This window comes from Burkholderia sp. 10_S31, from assembly GCF_056930375.1.
Genome location: NZ_JBXOWK010000003.1, coordinates 3,254,643 through 3,272,927 on the forward strand (window position 1 = coordinate 3,254,643; position 18,285 = coordinate 3,272,927).

Genomic DNA, 18,285 nt, shown 5'->3' on the forward strand with positions numbered 1-18,285 from the left:
TACGGAAATACGGAGGAAACATGAGTTACCGCAACGAATCCGCGTGGATCCAGCCCGCCGCACCGGCGGCCCGCACGACACAGGCACGCTCGACCGCCGAATACCGCGCGCTCGACGCCGCGCACCACATCCATCCGTTCTCGGACATGGGGGCGCTCAATTGCGCGGGCAGCCGCGTGATCGTGAAGGCCGACGGCGTCTACCTGTGGGACTCGGACGGCAACAAGATCATCGACGGGATGGCCGGCCTCTGGTGCGTGAACGTCGGCTACGGCCGCAAGGAGCTCGCCGACGCCGCGTATCGCCAGCTCCAGGAACTGCCGTTCTACAACACGTTCTTCAAGACCACCCACCCGCCGGTGATCGAGCTGTCGGCGATGCTCGCCGAAGTCACGCCCGAAGGCTTCAACCACTTCTTCTATTGCAACAGCGGCTCGGAAGGCAACGACACCGTGCTGCGTCTCGTGCACCAGTACTGGCGCGTGCAGGGCAAGCCGCAGAAGAAGTATGTGATCTCGCGCAAGAACGGCTACCACGGCTCGACGATCGCGGGCGGCACGCTCGGCGGGATGGGCTACATGCACGAGCAGATGCCGTCGAAGGTCGAGCACATCGTGCACATCGACCAGCCGTATTTCTTCGGCGAAGCGCAAGCCGGCGAGACGCCCGAGGCGTTCGGCCTCGCCCGCGCGCAGCAGCTCGAAGCGAAGATCCTCGAGCTCGGCGCGGAGAACGTCGCCGCGTTCATCGGCGAGCCGTTCCAGGGCGCGGGCGGCGTGATCTTCCCGCCGTCGACGTATTGGCCGGAAATCCAGCGGATCTGCCGCAAGTACGACATCCTGCTGGTCGCCGACGAAGTGATCGGCGGGTTCGGGCGCACCGGCGAATGGTTCGCGCACCAGCACTTCGGCTTCGAGCCGGACCTGATCACGATGGCCAAGGGCCTGACGTCGGGCTACGTACCGATGGGCGCGGTCGGCATTCACGAGCGCATCGCGCGGCCGATCATCGACCACGGCGAATTCAATCACGGCCTCACGTATTCGGGCCACCCGGTCGCCGCGGCCGTCGCGGTCGCGAACCTGAAGCTGCTGCGCGACGAAGGGATCGTCGAGCGCGTGAAGACCGACACGGGCCCGTACTTCCAGGCGCTGATGCGCGAGACCTTCGCGCGTCATCCGATCGTCGGCGAAGTGCACGGTCACGGGATGGTCGCGAGCCTGCAGCTCGCCGAAGCGCCGGCCGAACGCCGCCGCTTCGCGAACGGCGGCGACGTCGGCACGATCTGCCGTGACTTCTGCTTCAACGGCAACCTGGTCATGCGTGCGACTGGCGACCGGATGCTGCTGTCGCCGCCGCTCGTGATCTCGCGTCAGGAAATCGACGAACTCGTATCGAAGGCGAAGAAGGCCGTCGATGCGACCGCCCAGCAGCTGGGCCTTTCGTAACGGCTTTGCCTACAGGCGTGCGGCGGGCGCCGCACGCCACCATCATCCAGGGGAATTCCACCATGCGTTCCAGCGTTCTTCGCCAAGCCTGTTCCGTCGCGGCCCTTGCCGCCGCGGCCGCGTTCACGTCGGTCGCCAGCCCGTCGGCGCATGCCGCCGACGAGTTGAACGTCTACAACTGGTCCGACTACATCGCACCCGACACGATCCCGAACTTCCAGAAACAGACGGGCATCCACGTCAAGTACGACAACTACGACAGCGACGACACGCTTCAGGCGAAGCTGCTTGCCGGCAGCTCGGGCTACGACATCGTCGTGCCGACGTCGAACTACATGGCCAAGCAGATCCAGGCCGGCGTGTACCAGAAGCTCGACAAGTCGAAGATTCCGAACCTCGCGAACCTCGATCCGCTGCTGATGAAGATGATCTCGGACGCCGATCCGGGCAACCAGTACGGCGTTCCCTGGGCCTACGGCACGGACGGCATCGGCTACAACGCGCAGGCGGTGAAGAAGGCGCTCGGCGACAAGGCGCCGGTCGACAGCTGGGCACTCGTGTTCGACCCGGCCAACATGGAAAAGCTGAAGGGCTGCGGCGTGTCGTTCCTCGACCAGGCCGTTGACGTGTTCGCGGCCACGTTGCAGTACATGGGCAAGAATCCGAACAGCACCAACCCCGGCGACTACCAGGCTGCATTCGAAGTCCTGAAGAAAGTCCGTCCGTACATCACCCAGTTCAACTCGTCCGGCTACATCAACGACCTCGCGAACAACGACGTGTGCGTCGCGCTCGGCTGGTCGGGCGACATCGGCATCGCGCACCGCCGCTCGGCGGAAGCGAAGCGTTCGTACGACATCAAGTTCGCGAACCCGAAGGAAGGCGGCCTGCTGTGGTTCGACGTGATGGTGATCCCGAAGGACGCACCGCACCCCGAGGCCGCGCTGAAGTGGATCAACTACGTGTCCGATCCGAAGGTCAACGCGGCGATCACCAACACGGTGTTCTACCCGACCGCGAACAAGGCCGCGCACCCGTTCGTCACGCCGGCCGTCGCGCAGGACCCGACCGTCTACCCGCCTGAGGACGTGCTGAAGAAGATGGTGCTGATGAAGCCGATGCCGGCCGACATCCTGCGCCTCGAGAACCGTCTGTGGGCGCAGCTGAAGACGGGCCACTGATCGCGAACCCTCGCGGCGGCGCAGGCATCGGCTGAACGCCTGCCCGCCCGGGATCCGCGGACATTCCGTCCGCCCGCGCGCACCGCGCGCCCTGTTCCATCCGGCACGAGCCGTTGTCCGCGAGTCGCGTTGCGCGCCTCGCGCGGGAACGCTCACGCCTGCAATCCGTGAAGAACGAATGGTGACTCCCATGCAATCGATACCCTCTTCCGCTGCCGCACGCCATACCCAACCGGCCGCCGTGGCCCGTTCGAAGAACGACGCGTTCGTGCGCATCGAAAACGTCGTGAAGAAGTTCGGCGACAGCACGGCCGTCGACAACGTGAACCTGACGATCGCGAAAAACGAGCTGTTCGCGCTGCTCGGCAGCTCGGGCTGCGGCAAGTCCACGCTCCTGCGCATGCTCGCGGGGCTCGAGACGGCCACCTCCGGCAAGATCTTCGTCGACGGAGAAGACCTCGCGTCGCTGCCGCCGTACCGCCGCCCGGTGAACATGATGTTCCAGTCGTACGCGCTGTTCCCGCACATGTCGGTCGAGTCGAACGTCGCGTTCGGGCTGAAGCAGGAAGGCACGCCGAAGAGCGAGATCAAGGAACGCGTGGCCGACGCGCTCGCGCTCGTGCAGATGAGCAAGTACGCGAAGCGCAAGCCGCACCAATTGTCCGGCGGCCAGCAGCAGCGCGTCGCGCTCGCCCGCTCGCTCGTCAAGCGCCCGAAGCTGCTGCTGCTCGACGAGCCAATGTCCGCACTCGACAAGAAGATCCGCCAGAAGACCCAGCTCGAACTGGTGAACATCATCGAGAAGGTCGACGTGACCTGCGTGATGGTCACGCACGACCAGGAAGAGGCGATGACGATGGCGAGCCGCCTCGCGGTGATGAGCGAAGGCAAGATCGTGCAGATCGGCACGCCGGGCGAAGTGTACGAATACCCGAACAGCCGCTTCTCGGCCGAGTTCATCGGGTCGACGAACCTGTTCGAAGGACGCGTGGTCGAGGACGAGCCCGACCACATCTTCGTCGAGAGCGACGACCTCGAAGCGCGCATGTACGTGAGCCACGGCGTGACCGGCCCGCTCGGGATGCCGGTCGGCATCTCGGTGCGGCCCGAGCGCGTGCAGGTATCGCGCGAGAAACCCGGTTCGCATCACAACTGGGCGCGCGGCGTCGTGACCGACATTGCCTACATGGGCAGCTACTCGCTGTATCACGTGCGTCTGCCGAGCGGCAAGACGGTGGTGTCGAACCTGTCGAGCTCGCACCTGATGCACGACGGTGCGCCGTCGTGGAACGACGACGTGTTCGTGTCGTGGTCGCCGGCCAGCGGCGTCGTGCTGACGCAGTGAGGGCGACATGATGAGAACCTCCGCTTCCACTTCGTCCGCCCCGGTGTCGACGGGCACCGCAAGCGCCGGCGCCGGCCGCGCCCGCCGCAGCCGCTTCGCCGCGCTGTCGCGCTTCCTGCCGTCGGGCCGCAGCGTCGCGATCGGCGTGCCGTTCCTGTGGCTGACGATCTTCTTCGCGCTGCCGTTCGTGCTGGTGTTCAAGATCAGCTTCGCCGACCAGGTGATGGGGATCCCGCCGTACACGTCGCTCGTCGAGTTCAAGGACGGCGTCGTGCACTTCGCGCTGCAGCTATCGCACTACGCGTTCCTGCTGCAGGACGACCTGTACATCGCGACCTACCTCAGCTCGCTGAAGATGGCCGCCGTGTCGACGGTGCTGTGCTTGCTGATCGGCTACCCGATGGCGTACTACATCGCGCGCTCGGAGCCGGCGCGACGCAACGTGCTGATGATGGCCGTGATGCTGCCGTTCTGGACGTCGTTCCTGATCCGCGTGTACGCATGGATCGGCATCCTGAAGGACGACGGCCTGCTGAACCACGCGCTGATCGCGCTGGGCATCATCCACACGCCGCTGCGCCTTTATCACAGCGACGCGGGCGTCTACATCGGGATGGTCTATTCGTACCTGCCGTTCATGGTGATGCCGCTCTACGCGCACCTCGTGAAGATGGACCTCACGCTGCTCGAGGCCGCATACGACCTCGGTGCGAAGCCGTGGGTCGCGTTCACGCGCATCACGCTGCCGCTGTCGAAGAACGGGATCATCGCCGGCAGCCTGCTGGTGTTCATCCCGGCGGTCGGCGAGTACGTGATTCCGGAGCTGCTCGGCGGCGCCGACACGCTGATGATCGGGCGCGTGATGTGGGATGAGTTCTTCAACAACATGGACTGGCCGATGGCGTCCGCGGTGACGGTCGCGATGGTGCTGCTGTTGCTGGTGCCGATGGCGCTGTTCCAGTACTACCAGGTCAAGGAACTGGAGGAAGCGAAATGATCAAGCCGAGCAAACCGCTGTCGACGGGCGTTCTCGCCTTCGGCTTCCTGTTCCTGTACATCCCGATCATCAGCCTGGTCGTGTACTCGTTCAACGAGTCGAAGCTGGTGACGGTGTGGTCGGGCTTCTCGCTGAAGTGGTACGCGGCGCTTCTGGAAGACGACGAGCTGCTCACCGCCGCGTGGCTGTCGCTGAAGATCGGCCTCTTGACGGCCACCGCGTCGGTCGTGATCGGCACGTGGGCGGGCTTCGTGCTCGCGCGCTTCGGCCGCTTCAAGGGCTTCACGCTGTACACGGGGATGATCAACGCGCCGCTGGTGATTCCGGAAGTGATCCAGGGGATCTCGCTGCTGCTGCTGTTCGTCGCGCTGGAGCAGATGTTCGGCTGGCCGAAGGGGCGCGGGATGGTGACGATCTGGATCGGTCACGTGATGCTGTGCGTGTCGTACGTGGCGATCATCGTGCAGTCGCGCGTGAAGGAGATGAACAAGTCGCTGGAGGAAGCGGCGCTGGATCTGGGCGCAACGCCGCTGAAGGTGTTCTTCGTCGTGACGCTGCCGCTGATCTCGCAGGCGCTGCTGTCGGGGTGGCTGCTGTCGTTCACGCTGTCGATCGACGACCTGGTGCTGTCGGCGTTCCTGTCGGGGCCGGGCTCGACGACGCTGCCGCTGGTGGTGTTCTCGCGCGTGCGGCTCGGGCTGAACCCGGAGATGAACGCGTTGGCGACACTGTTCATCACGGCGGTGACGATCGGCGTGATCGTCGTGAACCAGATGATGATCGCGCGCGAACGGCGTCGGGTGGCCGACATGAAGGCCGCGTTCGCGGCGGCATGAAGCCCCGCTTCCCCATCCCTCGATAACAAGACCGGCGCGCCGCGCGATGCGGCGCGCCAACCGAAACGCACATTGACAAGCGCACGACTAGGAGAATCCGCAATGAAGAAGAAACTGATCTGCCTGCTGGTGGCCGGCGCGTTGCCGGGCATCGCGCTGGCCGGCTCGACCTCCGCCGAAATCAAGGCACTGCAGGCGCAGGTTGCCGCGCTGCAGAAGCAGATGAAGGCGATGCAGGCGCAGCTCGCCGCGAAGCCCGGCGGCGCCCCGGTCGCGCAGGCCGGCACGACGGCCGGCGGCAAACCGGTGATCGTGGCCGCCGATCCGTCCTCGCCGGACTACGGCCGTGCCCAGGCCGCGCTGACCAACGACGAAGTCAGCGACATGAAGCAGCAGATCGCGAACCAGCAGCTGAAGGTCGACTCGCTGACCGACGCGGCCAACACCGGGCCGCTCGCCGGCCTGTCGGTCACGGGCTACATCGACCCGACCTACATCTATAACCGCGCGGCCGGCACGTCGTCGTTCCTGTTCGCGAACCACGAGAACGCGTACAACTACTTCAACAGCACGTTCGGCGACCTCTACCTCGACATCAAGAAGACCTTCGGCGTCGGCCCGATGGCGCCGTCGGCCGAGATCACGCTGATGCCGAACCGCGGCAACGGCATCACGCTGCTGCAGAACTCGCGCGGCTCGATCACCGACAACCTGCTGAACACCGCGGTCGTCAACGTACCGATCAGCGCGACGACGACGCTCGTCGCCGGCCTGATCCCGAGCTTCGGCGGCTACGAGGTGCAGCAGTCGAACCAGATGCTCACGCTCACGCACAACCTGCTGTACGACTTCTCCGATCCAGGCAGCTACGTCGGTGCGGGCGCGAACTACACGAAGGGTAACTGGGCGTGGAAGTTCTTCCTCGGCAACGAGCAGTACCGCACGTACGGCTCGGTCACGCAGACGGGCACCAACGCGCTCGGCGATCCGATCACGACCAGCAACAAGGTGCCGACCTTCACCGGCCGCGTGGACTATACGTGGTCGAGCGCGCTCGACATCGGCGGGTCGTTCAACATCGGCCGCCAGACGCTGCCGAGCGCGATCGACCCGACGACCGGCAACGTGTCGTACGGTGTGGGCGGCGCCGCGCCGAACGCATACGGCACGTTCTTCTTCGCGGAAGCCGATGCGACCTACACGCTCGCGGACATCCAGTACAACGCGGAACTCGACTACGGCCAGCAGCAGCATGCGGCGTACAACGGCGGGCTCGCGCAGTGGTACGGCCTGTCGCTGCTCGCGCACCGCAAGTTCAACGCGCCGGTGGTCGGCCGCATGGGCGTGACGCTGCGCTACGATGCGCTCGTCAACAGCAAGAACGGCGGCGGCGGTGGCGGCATCGCGCTGAACGGCAACGGGATGGATCCGTACAACGGCTTCGGCGTCGATGCGGACTGCCTCGCGACGTCGAAGGCGAACGGCGGCCTGGGCTTCGACTGCAAGGGGGCGATCCGCCAGGACGTCGCGCTCGACCTGCTGTTCTATCCGACCCAGCAGATCACCGTGAAGGTCGAATACCGGCACGACTGGGCGAACAACAAGGTGTTCCTGCGCAACGACGGTTCGTACGGCAAGTCCAACGACCTGCTCGCAACGCAGTTCATCTATTCGTTCTGATGCAGGCCGCGCGGAATGCCGTGCCGCAAGCATGGCGTCCCGCGCCGTTTCACCCGGCCGGCTCGCGGTGCATCGCGCACCGGCGCCGGCCATCTTCGAGGGAGCCGGTTTGATGACGCAGTCTTTCACCCGCCGTGCCGATGCGCTCGCGCGCGACTCGTACTACGAAGCGACCGCCACGCGGCCGGCAGCCGATGACCCCGTGCTGGAGGATGCGATCGACGTCGACGTGTGCGTGATCGGCGCGGGCTTCGCGGGCCTGTCGACGGCGCTCGACTGCCGTGCGCGCGGGCTGTCGGTCGCGGTGATCGACGCGCACCGGCCCGGCTGGGGCGCATCGGGCCGCAACGGCGGCCAGGCGATCACGGGCTTCGCGAAGGACGAGGCGATCGAGCAACAGCTCGGCGCCGCCGGCGCACGCGCCGCGTGGTCGCTGTCGCTCGACGGCGTCGCGCTGATCGCCGAGCGGATCGCGCGCTACGGGATCGACTGCGACTTCACGCGCGGCTACCTGACGGTCGCGACGAAGCCGCGCCGCATCGACGACCTGCGCGCATGGATGGAGGCCGCGCGTTCGCGCTGGGGCCATCCGTCGCTGTCGTGGCTCGACACCGGCGCGATCCGTGCACGCATCGCGTCGTCCCGCTATCTGGCGGGCGTCTACGATCCGCTGTCGGGCCACCTGCATCCGCTCAAGTACTGCCTCGGCCTCGCCGACGCCGCGCGCCGCGAAGGTGTCGCGCTCCATGCGCATACGCCCGCGCTCGACGTCGTGCGCGGCGCCCGGCCGGTCGTGCGCACGCCGTCGGGCGAAGTGCGCTGCCGCTTCGTCGTGTCGTGCTGCAACGCCGGCCCCGGCGGCATACTGCCGGCCGCCACCGCCGCGCGCATCGCGCCGATCGCGTCGACCATCATCGCGACCGAACCGCTCGGCCGCGCACGTGCCGATGCGCTGATCGCGCAGCGCGAAGCCGTGTGCGACAACAACTTCTTCCTCGACTACTTCCGGCTGTCGGCCGACCACCGGATGCTGTTCGGCGGCCGCGCGAACTCCGCGGGCGCGTCGCCCGACACGCTCGCCGAAACGATCCGGCAGCGCATGGTCGGCGTGTTTCCGCAGCTCGCCGACGTGCGCGTCGAGCACGCATGGGGCGGCTTCGTCGACGTCACGCGCAATCGCGCGCCCGACTTCGGCGCGCGCGATCCGAACTTCTTCTACGTCCAGGGCTTCAGCGGACACGGCGTCGCGCTGACCGGGATCGCCGGACGCACGATCGCCAGCGCGATCGCGGGCGACATGGGCGCGTTCGACCTGTTCGCGCGGCTGCGCCACCGGCGCTTTCCCGGCGGCGACGCGTGGCGGCAGCCTGCGCTCGAACTCGGGATGCTGTACCACCGCGTGCGCGAGCTGTTCTGAGCCCACTTCCTTCGCGATCCTTATCATGCAGACATTCGCCAACCAGCCGCACGCCGCGTCGTACTACGCGGCGAGCGCCAACGATACGACCCGCCATGCGCCGCTCGCCGGCGCGACCACCGCCGACGTGTGCGTGATCGGCGCGGGCCTCACCGGCTTGTCCGCCGCGCTCAACCTCGCCGAGCGCGGCCATTCGGTGACCGTGCTCGAGGCGTCGCGGGTCGGATGGGCGGCAAGCGGGCGCAACGGTGGCCAGCTGATCGGCGGCTTCGCGTGCGACATCGATACGTTCGGCAACTTCATGCCGGAAGGCGACGTGAAGCGGATCTGGGACATGGGGCTCGAAACGCTGTCGCTCGTGAAATCGCGCATCGCGAAGCACGACATCGACTGCGCGCTCGTGCCCGGCTACCTGACCGCCGCGAACACCGAGCGCGACGCGGATGCGCTGAAGCGCTGGCGCGACGAGGCTGCGAAGCGCTTCGGCTACGAGCGCCTGCATTTCGTCGAAGCGGACGCGCTCGGCGACTACGTACAGTCGGCGCGCTATCGCGGCGGCCTGTACGACCCCGACAGCGGCCACCTGCATCCGCTGAACTACACGCTCGGGCTCGCGCGCGCGGCGACCGATGCCGGCGTGCGGATCCACGAGGACAGTTGCGTCACGCGCGTGCGCGACGTCACGGGCGGTCATGTCGTCGAAACGGACCAGGGGCAGGTGCGCGCGCGCTTCGTCGTGCTCGCGTGCAACACGTATGTCGGCACGCTCGCGCCTGCGCTGTCGAAGAAAATCATGCCGGTCGGCACCTACGTGATCGCGACCGAGCCGCTCGGCGAAGCGCGCGCCGCCGCGCTGATGCCCGCGCGCGCGGCCGTCTGCGACAGCCGCTTCGTGCTCGACTATTTCCGGCCGGCGCCCGACACGCGGCTCGTGTGGGGCGGCAAGGTCAGCTATTCGACGCGGCCGCCGCGCAATCTCGCCGACGCGATGCGCGCGGACATGCTGAAGACGTTCCCGCAGCTCGCGGACGTGAAGGTCGACTACGCATGGGGCGGCTTCGTCGACATCACGATGAACCGCGCGCCGCATTTCGGGCGCGTCGCGCCGACAATGTATTTCGCGCAGGGTTTCTCGGGGCATGGCGTGAACACGACCGCGCTCGCGGGCAAGCTGATCGCCGAGGCGATCGACGGCCAGGCGAGCCGCTTCGACCTGTTCGACAAGGTCCGGCATCGCGACTTCCCCGGCGGCGCGACGCTGCGCACGCCTGCGCTGGTGCTCGCGATGAGCTGGTACCGGCTGCTCGACGCGTTCGGCGTGCATTGAGCAGGCGGCACGGCCGCCCCATGCGAAACGGCCGCGCTCGCGCGCGGCCGTCTCCCTTTTACCCGGTGCGACGGCACGGTTCCCGCTACTCGACCACCTTTTGCCGCATCGTCACGAACTCCTCGGCCGCGGTCGGGTGAATGCCGATCGTGTCGTCGAACTGCGCCTTCGTCGCGCCCGCGCGAATCGCGATCGCGATGCCCTGGATGATCTCGCCCGCGTCGCGGCCGACCATGTGCGCGCCGACCACGCGCTGGCTGTCGCGCGCGACCACGAGCTTCATCAGCGTGCGTTCGTCGCGGCCCGACAGCGTGTGGCGCAGCGCCTTGAACGACGTGCGGTAGATGTCGAGCTCGCCGTACACGCCGCGCGCATGCGCCTCGGTGAGCCCGACCGTCGCGACCTCGGGCTGGCTGAACACGGCCGACGGCACCCATTCGTGATCGGTCGCGACGCGGCGCCCGCCGAACAGCGTCGCCGCGAGCAGCGCGCCGTCGCGCGTCGCGACCGGCGTGAGCTGCGGCCGCGACGTCACGTCGCCGATCGCATGGATCGATTCGACCGACGTCGCCGAATACGCATCGACCGCGATCGCGCCGCGCGCGTCGAGCAGCACGCCCGCGCGTTCGAGCCCGAGCCCTTCGACGTTCGGCACGCGGCCCGTCGCATAGAGCACCGCGTCGTACGGCCCGTGCTGTGCATCGCCGACACGCACGGAGAGCGTGCCGTCGTCCGCGCGCGCGATCGACTCGACCACCCCGCGCGAATGGATCGCGACGCCCTGCTTGGTCATCTCGTCGGTCAGGAATTGCCGCACGTCGTCGTCGAAACCGCGCAGGATCTTCTCGCCGCGATAGAAGAGATCGACATGGCTGCCGAAGCCGTTGAAGATGCCCGCGAACTCGACCGCGATATAGCCGCCGCCGACCACCGCGATGCGCTCGGGCCGCTTCGCGAGCGACAGCGCCTCGCGCGACGTGATCACGTGTTCGATGCCCGGCCGCGGCGGCAGCGACGGGCGCGAGCCGGTCGCGATCGCGATGTGGCGCGCGCGGATCGTGCGATCGCCGACGGCGACCGTATGCGCGTCGACGAGCGTCGCGCGCCCCGCGTGCATCTCGACGCCGGATTGCCGCAGCAGGTTGATATAGATGTCGCTGAGCCGGTTGATCTCGCGATCCTTCGCGGCGATCAGCGCCGGCCAATCGAGCGTGCCGGCGCCGAAGGTCCAGCCGAAGCCCTTCGCGTCCTCGAGCTCGTGCGGATAGTGCGATGCGTAGACGAGCAGCTTCTTCGGGATGCAGCCGCGCAGCACACAGGTGCCGCCGATCTGCTCCTCTTCCGCTATCCCGACGCGTGCGCCGTATGACGCCGACATCCGGGCGAGCCTCACGCCGCCGGAGCCGGCCCCGATGACGAACAGATCGTAGTCGAAATCCATCGCAAGCCCTCATCGTTGTTCAGCAGTTCGGATGACGGCACGATAGCAAGATTCCGGAATTCGTGCGGAGCGTGGCGCCGCAGCGCGCGCTCATAAAAAACGGCGAGAGACGTCGCCTCTCGCCGGTCAAACCGGCTGCCGGGTGTGCCATGCGTCACCGATCGACCACATGCCCGGCCTGCCGGCCGCGCGGCACCGGTCCGCCCGGGCACGCGAACGGCGCACCCGCGGCGGAACCAGCGCCATGCTCAGGCCTGCGACGTGTCGCTGCCGTCCGTCGCCTGCGTATCGTCTGCCTGCGGGGGCTGCTCTTCCTTCTTCTCGAGCATGCCTTCGATCGCTTCGGCGCCCTTGAAGCCGGCGATGGCCGCCGCCGCCTTGGTCAGCAGGCCCGCATCCGGATCGACCTTCTCCGCTGCCTCGACTGCCGCCACGGCGCCAGCGATTTCACCCACGGTGTTCAGGATACCCATTGTCATCCCCTTTCAAGAAAATCGTGAGCGCATCGTCCCACGAAAAAAAACCGGCAGACCGTGTTTGTCATCACCGGATACACAAGTTACGCACCAGGCCGGTCGCACGCAAAACGCGCGCCGGAACGACGCCCGCGCGCGTGCTGCGGCACACTGCGGATCATCCACGCAGCGTAGCGGAAACGCCTCGCGCGCACTGTCAAAGTATGTTCCGGATTGCCGACGGAACGCTTACGGACAGGCCGTTTCCGATGGAGTGATCGCTGAATGGTCGTTCGCGCGCTTGAAGCTCGCGTGACGAAAAAAAGAGGCTCCCGCGGGAGCCTCTTCGATGCGCGCCGAGCCGGAGCCGGAGCCGGCACATGCGTTCCGATTTTCGTCAGAAGATATTGCGCAGGCCGATCGCGATGCCGGTCTGGTTGCTGCGGCCCGGCAGCTCGACGTTCGCCGCGCCGTTCGTCTTGTTGAAGTCGACGGTGCCGTAGACTTCCGTGCGCTTGCTCAGCGCGTATTCGGCGATGCCGACAATCGCGTAGCGGTTGCCGCTCGCGAGCGTGCCGTTCGCGGTCATCGCGTTGCGCATGTGGTCGTAGTAGAACGCGCCCGTCAGCGTCAGCGGCGTGCTGACCTGCCAGCTCACGCCCGCGAACGGACCGTCGTCGATCCGGCCCGTGCCCTTCGCGACCGGGATCGACTGCTGCGCGAGCAGGCTGTCGACGAAACCGGTGTCGTCCTTCGAGCGCAGGTAGCCCGCGTAGACCTTCGCCTTGCTGAACGCATACACGACGTTCGCGTGGTAGATCGTCTGCTTGCGTGCGGAGTTGTCGCTGTTCTGCTGCGCGCCGGCCGCGATGCTCAGCGGCCCCATCACGTACGACAGCGACACGCCCCAGGCATTGCCCTTGCCGAGCGAGCCCGGGATCTGGCCCGAGAAGCCACCCGCGCCGGTCGATTCGTAGTTCGTGCCCGTCGAGTACATCGCCTTCGCGGTCAGGCCCGCGAACTTCCCCGTGTACTTGATCTGGTTGTCCGCATACAGGCCGCCGCCCAGCGCGACCGGCAGCCACGCGTTTTCGAGGTAGTTGCCGACCGTCAGCGGATCGTAGGTGTCCGACAGCAGGTCGAACAGCGGGGTCTTCTGGCGGCCGAGGGTCACCGTGCCGTACGGGCTCTGCAGGCCGACGTACGCCGCGCGGTTGAACAGGCGGCCGCTGTCGGCGAACGCGCCGTTCTGCAGGTTCACGCCGCTCTCGAGGTTGAACACGGCCTTCAGACCGCCGCCGAGGTCTTCCGTGCCGTAGATGCCGAAGCGGCTGTTGGTGATCGCGCCGTTGGTCATCGACAGCAGGCCGTCGTTCTTGGCGTTTGCGTTGGTCAGGTACCGGATGCTGGCGTCGGCGACGCCCCAGAGCGTGACCGAGCTTTGTGCGGCTGCGTACTGGCTGGCGAAGGCCAGGGCCGCGCCCCCTGCGATGGCTGCGAGTCGGGTGGTCTGCTTCATGAGCTTTCCTTTTTGTGGGTGTCTCCATTCATGGCCGGCCGCGTGCGCAGCCGGGTGGCGATCGAGCACGCTCATGGCGCGCGCGATGTGGGCTGAATCATAAGACGAGTGCGCGTGCTGAAAGAAATTGAAACGCGTGGTAAGGCGCGATTGTCGCCCGGCAACAACGTTTCCCGCGCCGGGCTTGCCTCTCGCGCTGCGGATGCGGGGCGCGGCGACGGCGGAAAACGGGTCGGTGCTGTAAGGATCGGCGCGCGTCAGGTCGGCCGCGGCTTCCCGCCGTCAGGAGTGCTGCCATTGCTGCCCGCGCCGCCCGCGCCCCCCCTGCTGTCGCTTCCCCCGCCCGCGCGCCGCCACGCCCGCCGCACGATTTCCGCGAACGCACCGACGAGCAGCAGCACCGCGCCCCACAGCGCGACGTCCGGCACGAGCCGCGTGACGAGGCCGCCGACCACCGCGCCGGCCAGGAAGCAGAAGCTGATCGTCGCGAGCAGCGCCGAGTCGTGCAGCGCACCCGCGTCGTAGCGCGGAATCAGGCCGACGAACAGCTTCTGCGCGGCACGCCACAGGTTGCCGGTCGTCATCACCGACGTGTACGACAGTTCCTCGAGATGGGTGAATGACAGCGTCTGCAGCGTCGCGACGAACGAGATGCCGGGAATCAGCCACGCGCTCGACGCGCCGACGAGCCCGCTCGCGGCAATGCCGAGAAACGCGATCTCGACGATCAGGCTCGCGAACGCGGTGTGGCGCATCCAGCCACGCTGCGCGGCGAGGCCGAGCAGATGCGCGACGAACACCGCAACCACGAAGCCGCCGAGCGGCGGCACGTGATGCAGCGCGGCCGCCCATTCACCGGCCGACAGGTTGATGCCGAGCAGCGCGACGTTGCCGGTCATCGTGTTCGCGAACACGTGACCGTGGCCAACATAGGTGTACGCGTCGAGGTAGCCGCCGGACAGCGTGAGCAGCGCGGCGACGGCGAGGTTGCGGCTGGCGCCGTCGAGATCCATCAAGCCTCCCGTGAAGAGTCGCGCCAGTATCGCGCACGGGAGGCCGGTCGTGCGCCGCTCACTGACCGATGCCGGTGAGCCCGATAACCGCACCGGCCGCGAGCAGCCACAGCGGATGGATGCGCGTGCGCCACGCGAGCGCCGCGCAGGCGGCCGTGATGCCCCACTGGATTGCCGAACGGTTCGACGCTTCCGAGATCAGCACCGCGCTGGCCGCGACGAGCCCGGCCGTAACCGGCATCAGCCCCTGCTGCACGTAGCGGCGCCACGGCCGGTCGCGAAAGCGCTCCCACGCATGCAGCGCGAGCACCGTGACGACCGACGACGGCCCGAACTTCGCGATCGACGCGACCAGCAGCCCGGACCAGCCGGCCACATGCCAGCCGACCAGCGACACGATCATCATGTTCGGTCCCGGCGCCGCCTGCGCGAGCGCGAACAACGCGGTGAACTCGTGCGCGCTCATCCAGTGAAGCACGTCGACCACCTGCCGCTGCATCTCCGGCAGGATCGTGTTGCCGCCGCCGAACGCGAGCAGCGACAGCTGGCTGAAGATCGTCGCGATCGCGATCAGCGTGTCGTTCATGACCGGCCTCCGTCGCGTGCGGCGGTGCGCTGCGATGCCGGCGTCTCGCGGCGCCGCGACGCGAACCAGATGCTCACGGGCGTCAGCACCAGCATCGTGGTCAGGAGCGGAATGCGCAGCACCGCGATCGCGACGAACGCGAGCGCCGCGATGCCGGCCGCGGTGCGCGGCGCCTGCAGCAGCGGCTTCGCGACCTTCACGGCCATCGCGACGAGCAGGCCCGCGGCCGCGGCGGCGAGCCCGCCGAACAGGTGCTGCACGCGCGGATCGCCCTGCGTCTTCGCATACAGCACGCCGAGCGCGACGACCACGAGGGTGGGGCCCGCGATCAGCCCGAGAATGCCGGCGAACGCGCCCGCGACGCCGCGAAAGCGCATGCCGACGGCAACCGACAGGTTGATCACGTTGCCGCCCGGCAGGAACTGGCACAGGCCGAGCAGATCGGTGAATTCGTCGGCGGACAGCCATTTGCGCTCGTCGACGATCGTGCGCCGCGCGAACGGCAGCGCGCCGCCGAACGACATCAGGCCGAGCGACAGGAAGCCGGTGAACAGCTCGGCGAGGCCGATCCGGCGCGGAGACGCGGCAGGCGGCGGAGAAACGGATTGCATGGGGCTCCTCATCAAACGGTGCCCCGAGGTTACCGCCGTTCGGGATGCCGGCAAAACGATTTTATCGGCGCGTCCTTGTGATCTAAAATCACAAGCATGGCACGCGACCTCCCACCTTTTTCCGCGCTTCGGGCCTTTGAAGCAGCGGCACGACATGAAAGCTTCAGCGCCGCCGGCGACGAGCTGCATGTGACTCACGGTGCCATCAGCCGGCAGATCGCCGGCTTCGAGGCGTGGCTCGGCAAGCCGGTGTTCCACCGCTACGGCAAGCGCGTGAAGCTCACCGACGAAGGCCGCCGCTACCTGGACACCGTGCGCGCCGCGTTCGACAGCATCGCGCTCGCCACCGAGCAGCTGCGCAACACCGGTGCCGCACGTGTGCTGCGCATCAATGCGCTGCCGACCTTCGCGATGAAATGGCTGCTGCCGCGCCTGTCGCGGTTCCAGCGCGACGTGCCGAACGTCGAGCTGAAGCTGTCCACGTCGAACGCGCCGCTCGACGCGCTCGACGGCTTCGACGTCGCGATCCGCCGCGGCCCCGGCCACTGGCCGAACTGCACGAGCGGCCACTTCCTCGACGAAAGCGTGATTCCGGTCTGCAGCCCCGCGCTGCTCAAGCGCGCGCCGATCACCCGCGCGGACGATCTCGCACGGCACGTGCTGCTGCATTCGGATACGCGGCCGGAAGGCTGGCGCGACTGGTTCGCGGCGGCCGGCATGGCGATGAAGGGGCGCAAGCGGCAGTCGTTCGACCACTTCTACCTGGCGCTGCAGGCGGCCGTCGACGGGCTGGGCGTCGCGCTCGGCCCGCTGCCGCTGATCGACGACGAGCTTGCGAGCGGGCGCCTGGTGATGCCGCTCGACGGGCCGCGCATCGCGACGCGCAGCTACTGGTGGATCGCGCCGCGCGCGCCGGCCGACGATCCGCTCGTCGCGCAGTTCTGCGCGTGGCTGCAGGCGCAGTCGAATACCGGCGCGTAGGTCCGCACCGGCGGGCGGCATTGCACCGCCCGCTCCCGCTCACACCACCGGGCCCGGTTCCTTCTCCTTGCGCAGGAGCGCGTACAGGATGATCGCGCCGAACGTCGCGGTGCCGATCCCGCCGAGCCCGAAGCCGCCGAACTTCAGCGAGAAGTCGCCGGCACCGAGCACCAGTGTGACCGCCGCGACGATCAGGTTGCGGTTGTCGGAGAAGTCGACCTTGTTGACGACCCAGATCCGCGCGCCCGTCACCGCGATCAGCCCGAACACGACGATCGACACCCCGCCGAGCACCGGGCCCGGAATCGTCTGGATCACCGCGCCGAACTTCGGCGAGAAGCCGAGCCCGATCGCGATCAGCGCGGCGATCGCGAACACCAGCGTCGAATAGATCCGCGTGACGGCCATCACGCCGATGTTCTCCGCGTAGGTGGTCACGCCCGTGCCGCCGACGCTGCCCGACACGATCGTCGCGAGCCCGTCGCCGATGAACGCGCGACCGACGTAGCGGTCGAGATTGGTCCCCGTCATCGCGCTGACGGCCTTGATGTGGCCGAGGTTCTCCGCGACCAGGATCACCGCGATCGGCGCGAGCATCAGCATCGCGTGCGGATCGAAGACCGGCGCGCGGAAGCTCGGCACCCCGAACCACGCGGCATGCGCGACGATCGCGAAATCGATCGGCTTGCCGAGACCCATCCCGTTGGTCGCGATCGCGTAGATCGCATAGGCAATCAGGAGCCCGACGAGGATCAGCAGGCGCTGCATCATCCCACGCGCGAACACCGCGACGCCGCCGACGCACAGCACCGTGACGAGCGCCATCACCGAGTCGAAGGTCGATGCCGACACGCCCTTGACCGCGATCGGCGCAAGGTTCAGCCCGATCACCGCGACCACCGCGCCGGTGACGACGGGCGGCATCAGCGTCTCGATCCAGCGCGTGCCGATCGCCTGCACCAGCGCGCCGAGCGCGACGTACACGACGCCGCACGCGATGATCCCGCCGAGCGCGACCGGGATGTTCGGGTTCGGGCCGCTGCCGCCGTAGCCCGTCACCGCGATCACGAGGCCGATGAACGCGAAGCTCGAGCCGAGGTAGCTCGGCACGCGGCCGCCGACCAGCACGAAGAACAGCAGCGTGCCGATGCCCGACATGAAGATGCACAGGTTCGGGTCGAAGCCCATCAGCAGCGGCGCGAGCACGGTCGAGCCGAACATCGCGACGACGTGCTGCACGCCCATCGCGACCATCTGCGGCCACGCGAGGCGTTCGTCGGGGCCGACCACGCGCGACGCGCCGGTCGATTGCACCCGCCAGCGCGGGAAGTAGGAATCGGACATGGGAAAAGGGCTCCTGTCGAACGCCGGCTGCGGACGGTGCGCCGGTCTGGAATCTGGCGCGAGTTTACGGAGCGGAAATGGGGCTGGCAAGCGCGAACCGCCGG

The 18,285-nt window shown here is 67.7% G+C and carries 16 protein-coding genes; 9 read left to right on the forward strand and 7 right to left on the reverse strand.

Features of this window, described 5'->3' with window-relative positions:
• Positions 1-20: 20 nt before the first annotated feature.
• The 8 genes from AC1Z3W_RS35335 (at position 21) to AC1Z3W_RS35370 (ending at position 10,231) form a co-directional block, all read left to right on the forward strand.
• Positions 21-1,448, forward strand: coding sequence for an aspartate aminotransferase family protein (locus AC1Z3W_RS35335; protein WP_483509440.1), 1,428 nt, complete (start codon positions 21-23; stop codon positions 1,446-1,448).
• Between the two features lie 62 nt (positions 1,449-1,510).
• Positions 1,511-2,629 carry a polyamine ABC transporter substrate-binding protein gene (locus AC1Z3W_RS35340; RefSeq protein WP_057924522.1) on the forward strand — a complete coding sequence of 373 codons (1,119 nt, stop codon included), beginning with the start codon at positions 1,511-1,513 and terminating at the stop codon, positions 2,627-2,629.
• 190 nt (positions 2,630-2,819) lie between these two features.
• Entirely contained in the window at positions 2,820-3,974 is a 1,155-nt protein-coding gene (locus AC1Z3W_RS35345; RefSeq protein WP_124833804.1) for an ABC transporter ATP-binding protein, read from the forward strand.
• 10 nt (positions 3,975-3,984) lie between these two features.
• The gene (locus tag AC1Z3W_RS35350) at positions 3,985-4,971 is read left to right on the forward strand and encodes an ABC transporter permease subunit (RefSeq protein WP_057924816.1); all 987 of its coding nucleotides are present in this window, start codon (positions 3,985-3,987) and stop codon (positions 4,969-4,971) included.
• Positions 4,968-5,807 carry an ABC transporter permease subunit gene (locus AC1Z3W_RS35355; protein WP_057924524.1) on the forward strand — a complete coding sequence of 280 codons (840 nt, stop codon included), beginning with the start codon at positions 4,968-4,970 and terminating at the stop codon, positions 5,805-5,807. Before AC1Z3W_RS35350 ends, AC1Z3W_RS35355 begins: the two co-directional genes overlap by 4 nt.
• 102 nt (positions 5,808-5,909) lie before the next feature.
• Positions 5,910-7,487 (forward strand): DUF3138 family protein, encoded by a 1,578-nt coding sequence (locus AC1Z3W_RS35360; protein ID WP_124833803.1) that lies wholly within the window; start codon positions 5,910-5,912, stop codon positions 7,485-7,487.
• Positions 7,488-7,599: 112 nt separating this feature from the next.
• Positions 7,600-8,904, forward strand: a complete 1,305-nt coding sequence (locus AC1Z3W_RS35365) for an NAD(P)/FAD-dependent oxidoreductase (RefSeq protein WP_483509441.1) — start codon at positions 7,600-7,602, stop codon at positions 8,902-8,904.
• Positions 8,905-8,929: 25 nt separating this feature from the next.
• The gene (locus tag AC1Z3W_RS35370) at positions 8,930-10,231 is read left to right on the forward strand and encodes an NAD(P)/FAD-dependent oxidoreductase (RefSeq protein WP_124833801.1); all 1,302 of its coding nucleotides are present in this window, start codon (positions 8,930-8,932) and stop codon (positions 10,229-10,231) included.
• An 85-nt stretch (positions 10,232-10,316) separates the two neighbouring features.
• Here AC1Z3W_RS35370 and gor read toward each other — a convergent pair whose 3' ends face one another.
• The 6 genes from gor to AC1Z3W_RS35400 all read right to left on the reverse strand — a co-directional run bounded on the left by gor (position 10,317) and on the right by AC1Z3W_RS35400 (position 15,856).
• Entirely contained in the window at positions 10,317-11,672 is a 1,356-nt protein-coding gene (gor, locus tag AC1Z3W_RS35375; protein ID WP_057924528.1) for a glutathione-disulfide reductase, read from the reverse strand.
• 248 nt (positions 11,673-11,920) lie between these two features.
• Positions 11,921-12,145 carry a hypothetical protein gene (locus AC1Z3W_RS35380; RefSeq protein WP_057924529.1) on the reverse strand — a complete coding sequence of 75 codons (225 nt, stop codon included), beginning with the start codon at positions 12,143-12,145 and terminating at the stop codon, positions 11,921-11,923.
• Positions 12,146-12,524: 379 nt separating this feature from the next.
• Positions 12,525-13,646 (reverse strand): porin, encoded by a 1,122-nt coding sequence (locus AC1Z3W_RS35385; RefSeq protein ID WP_057924530.1) that lies wholly within the window; start codon positions 13,644-13,646, stop codon positions 12,525-12,527.
• Between the two features lie 257 nt (positions 13,647-13,903).
• Positions 13,904-14,659, reverse strand: coding sequence for a YoaK family protein (locus tag AC1Z3W_RS35390; protein WP_483509442.1), 756 nt, complete (start codon positions 14,657-14,659; stop codon positions 13,904-13,906).
• A gap of 58 nt (positions 14,660-14,717) precedes the next feature.
• A complete protein-coding gene (locus tag AC1Z3W_RS35395) occupies positions 14,718-15,245 on the reverse strand; it encodes a chromate transporter (protein WP_483509443.1) in 528 nt (175 codons plus the stop codon).
• Positions 15,242-15,856: a chromate transporter gene (locus AC1Z3W_RS35400; RefSeq protein WP_124833798.1), complete on the reverse strand. Its 615-nt coding sequence runs from the start codon at positions 15,854-15,856 to the stop codon at positions 15,242-15,244. Before AC1Z3W_RS35400 ends, AC1Z3W_RS35395 begins: the two co-directional genes overlap by 4 nt.
• Before the next feature lie 96 nt (positions 15,857-15,952).
• Between AC1Z3W_RS35400 and AC1Z3W_RS35405 the strand changes: the two genes are divergently transcribed.
• A complete protein-coding gene (locus tag AC1Z3W_RS35405; protein ID WP_483509444.1) occupies positions 15,953-16,837 on the forward strand; it encodes a transcriptional regulator GcvA in 885 nt (294 codons plus the stop codon).
• A 39-nt stretch (positions 16,838-16,876) separates the two neighbouring features.
• On the opposite strand, the gene AC1Z3W_RS35410 is transcribed toward AC1Z3W_RS35405, so the two are convergent.
• Positions 16,877-18,181 (reverse strand): solute carrier family 23 protein, encoded by a 1,305-nt coding sequence (locus AC1Z3W_RS35410; RefSeq protein ID WP_057924535.1) that lies wholly within the window; start codon positions 18,179-18,181, stop codon positions 16,877-16,879.
• Positions 18,182-18,285 lie beyond the last annotated feature (104 nt).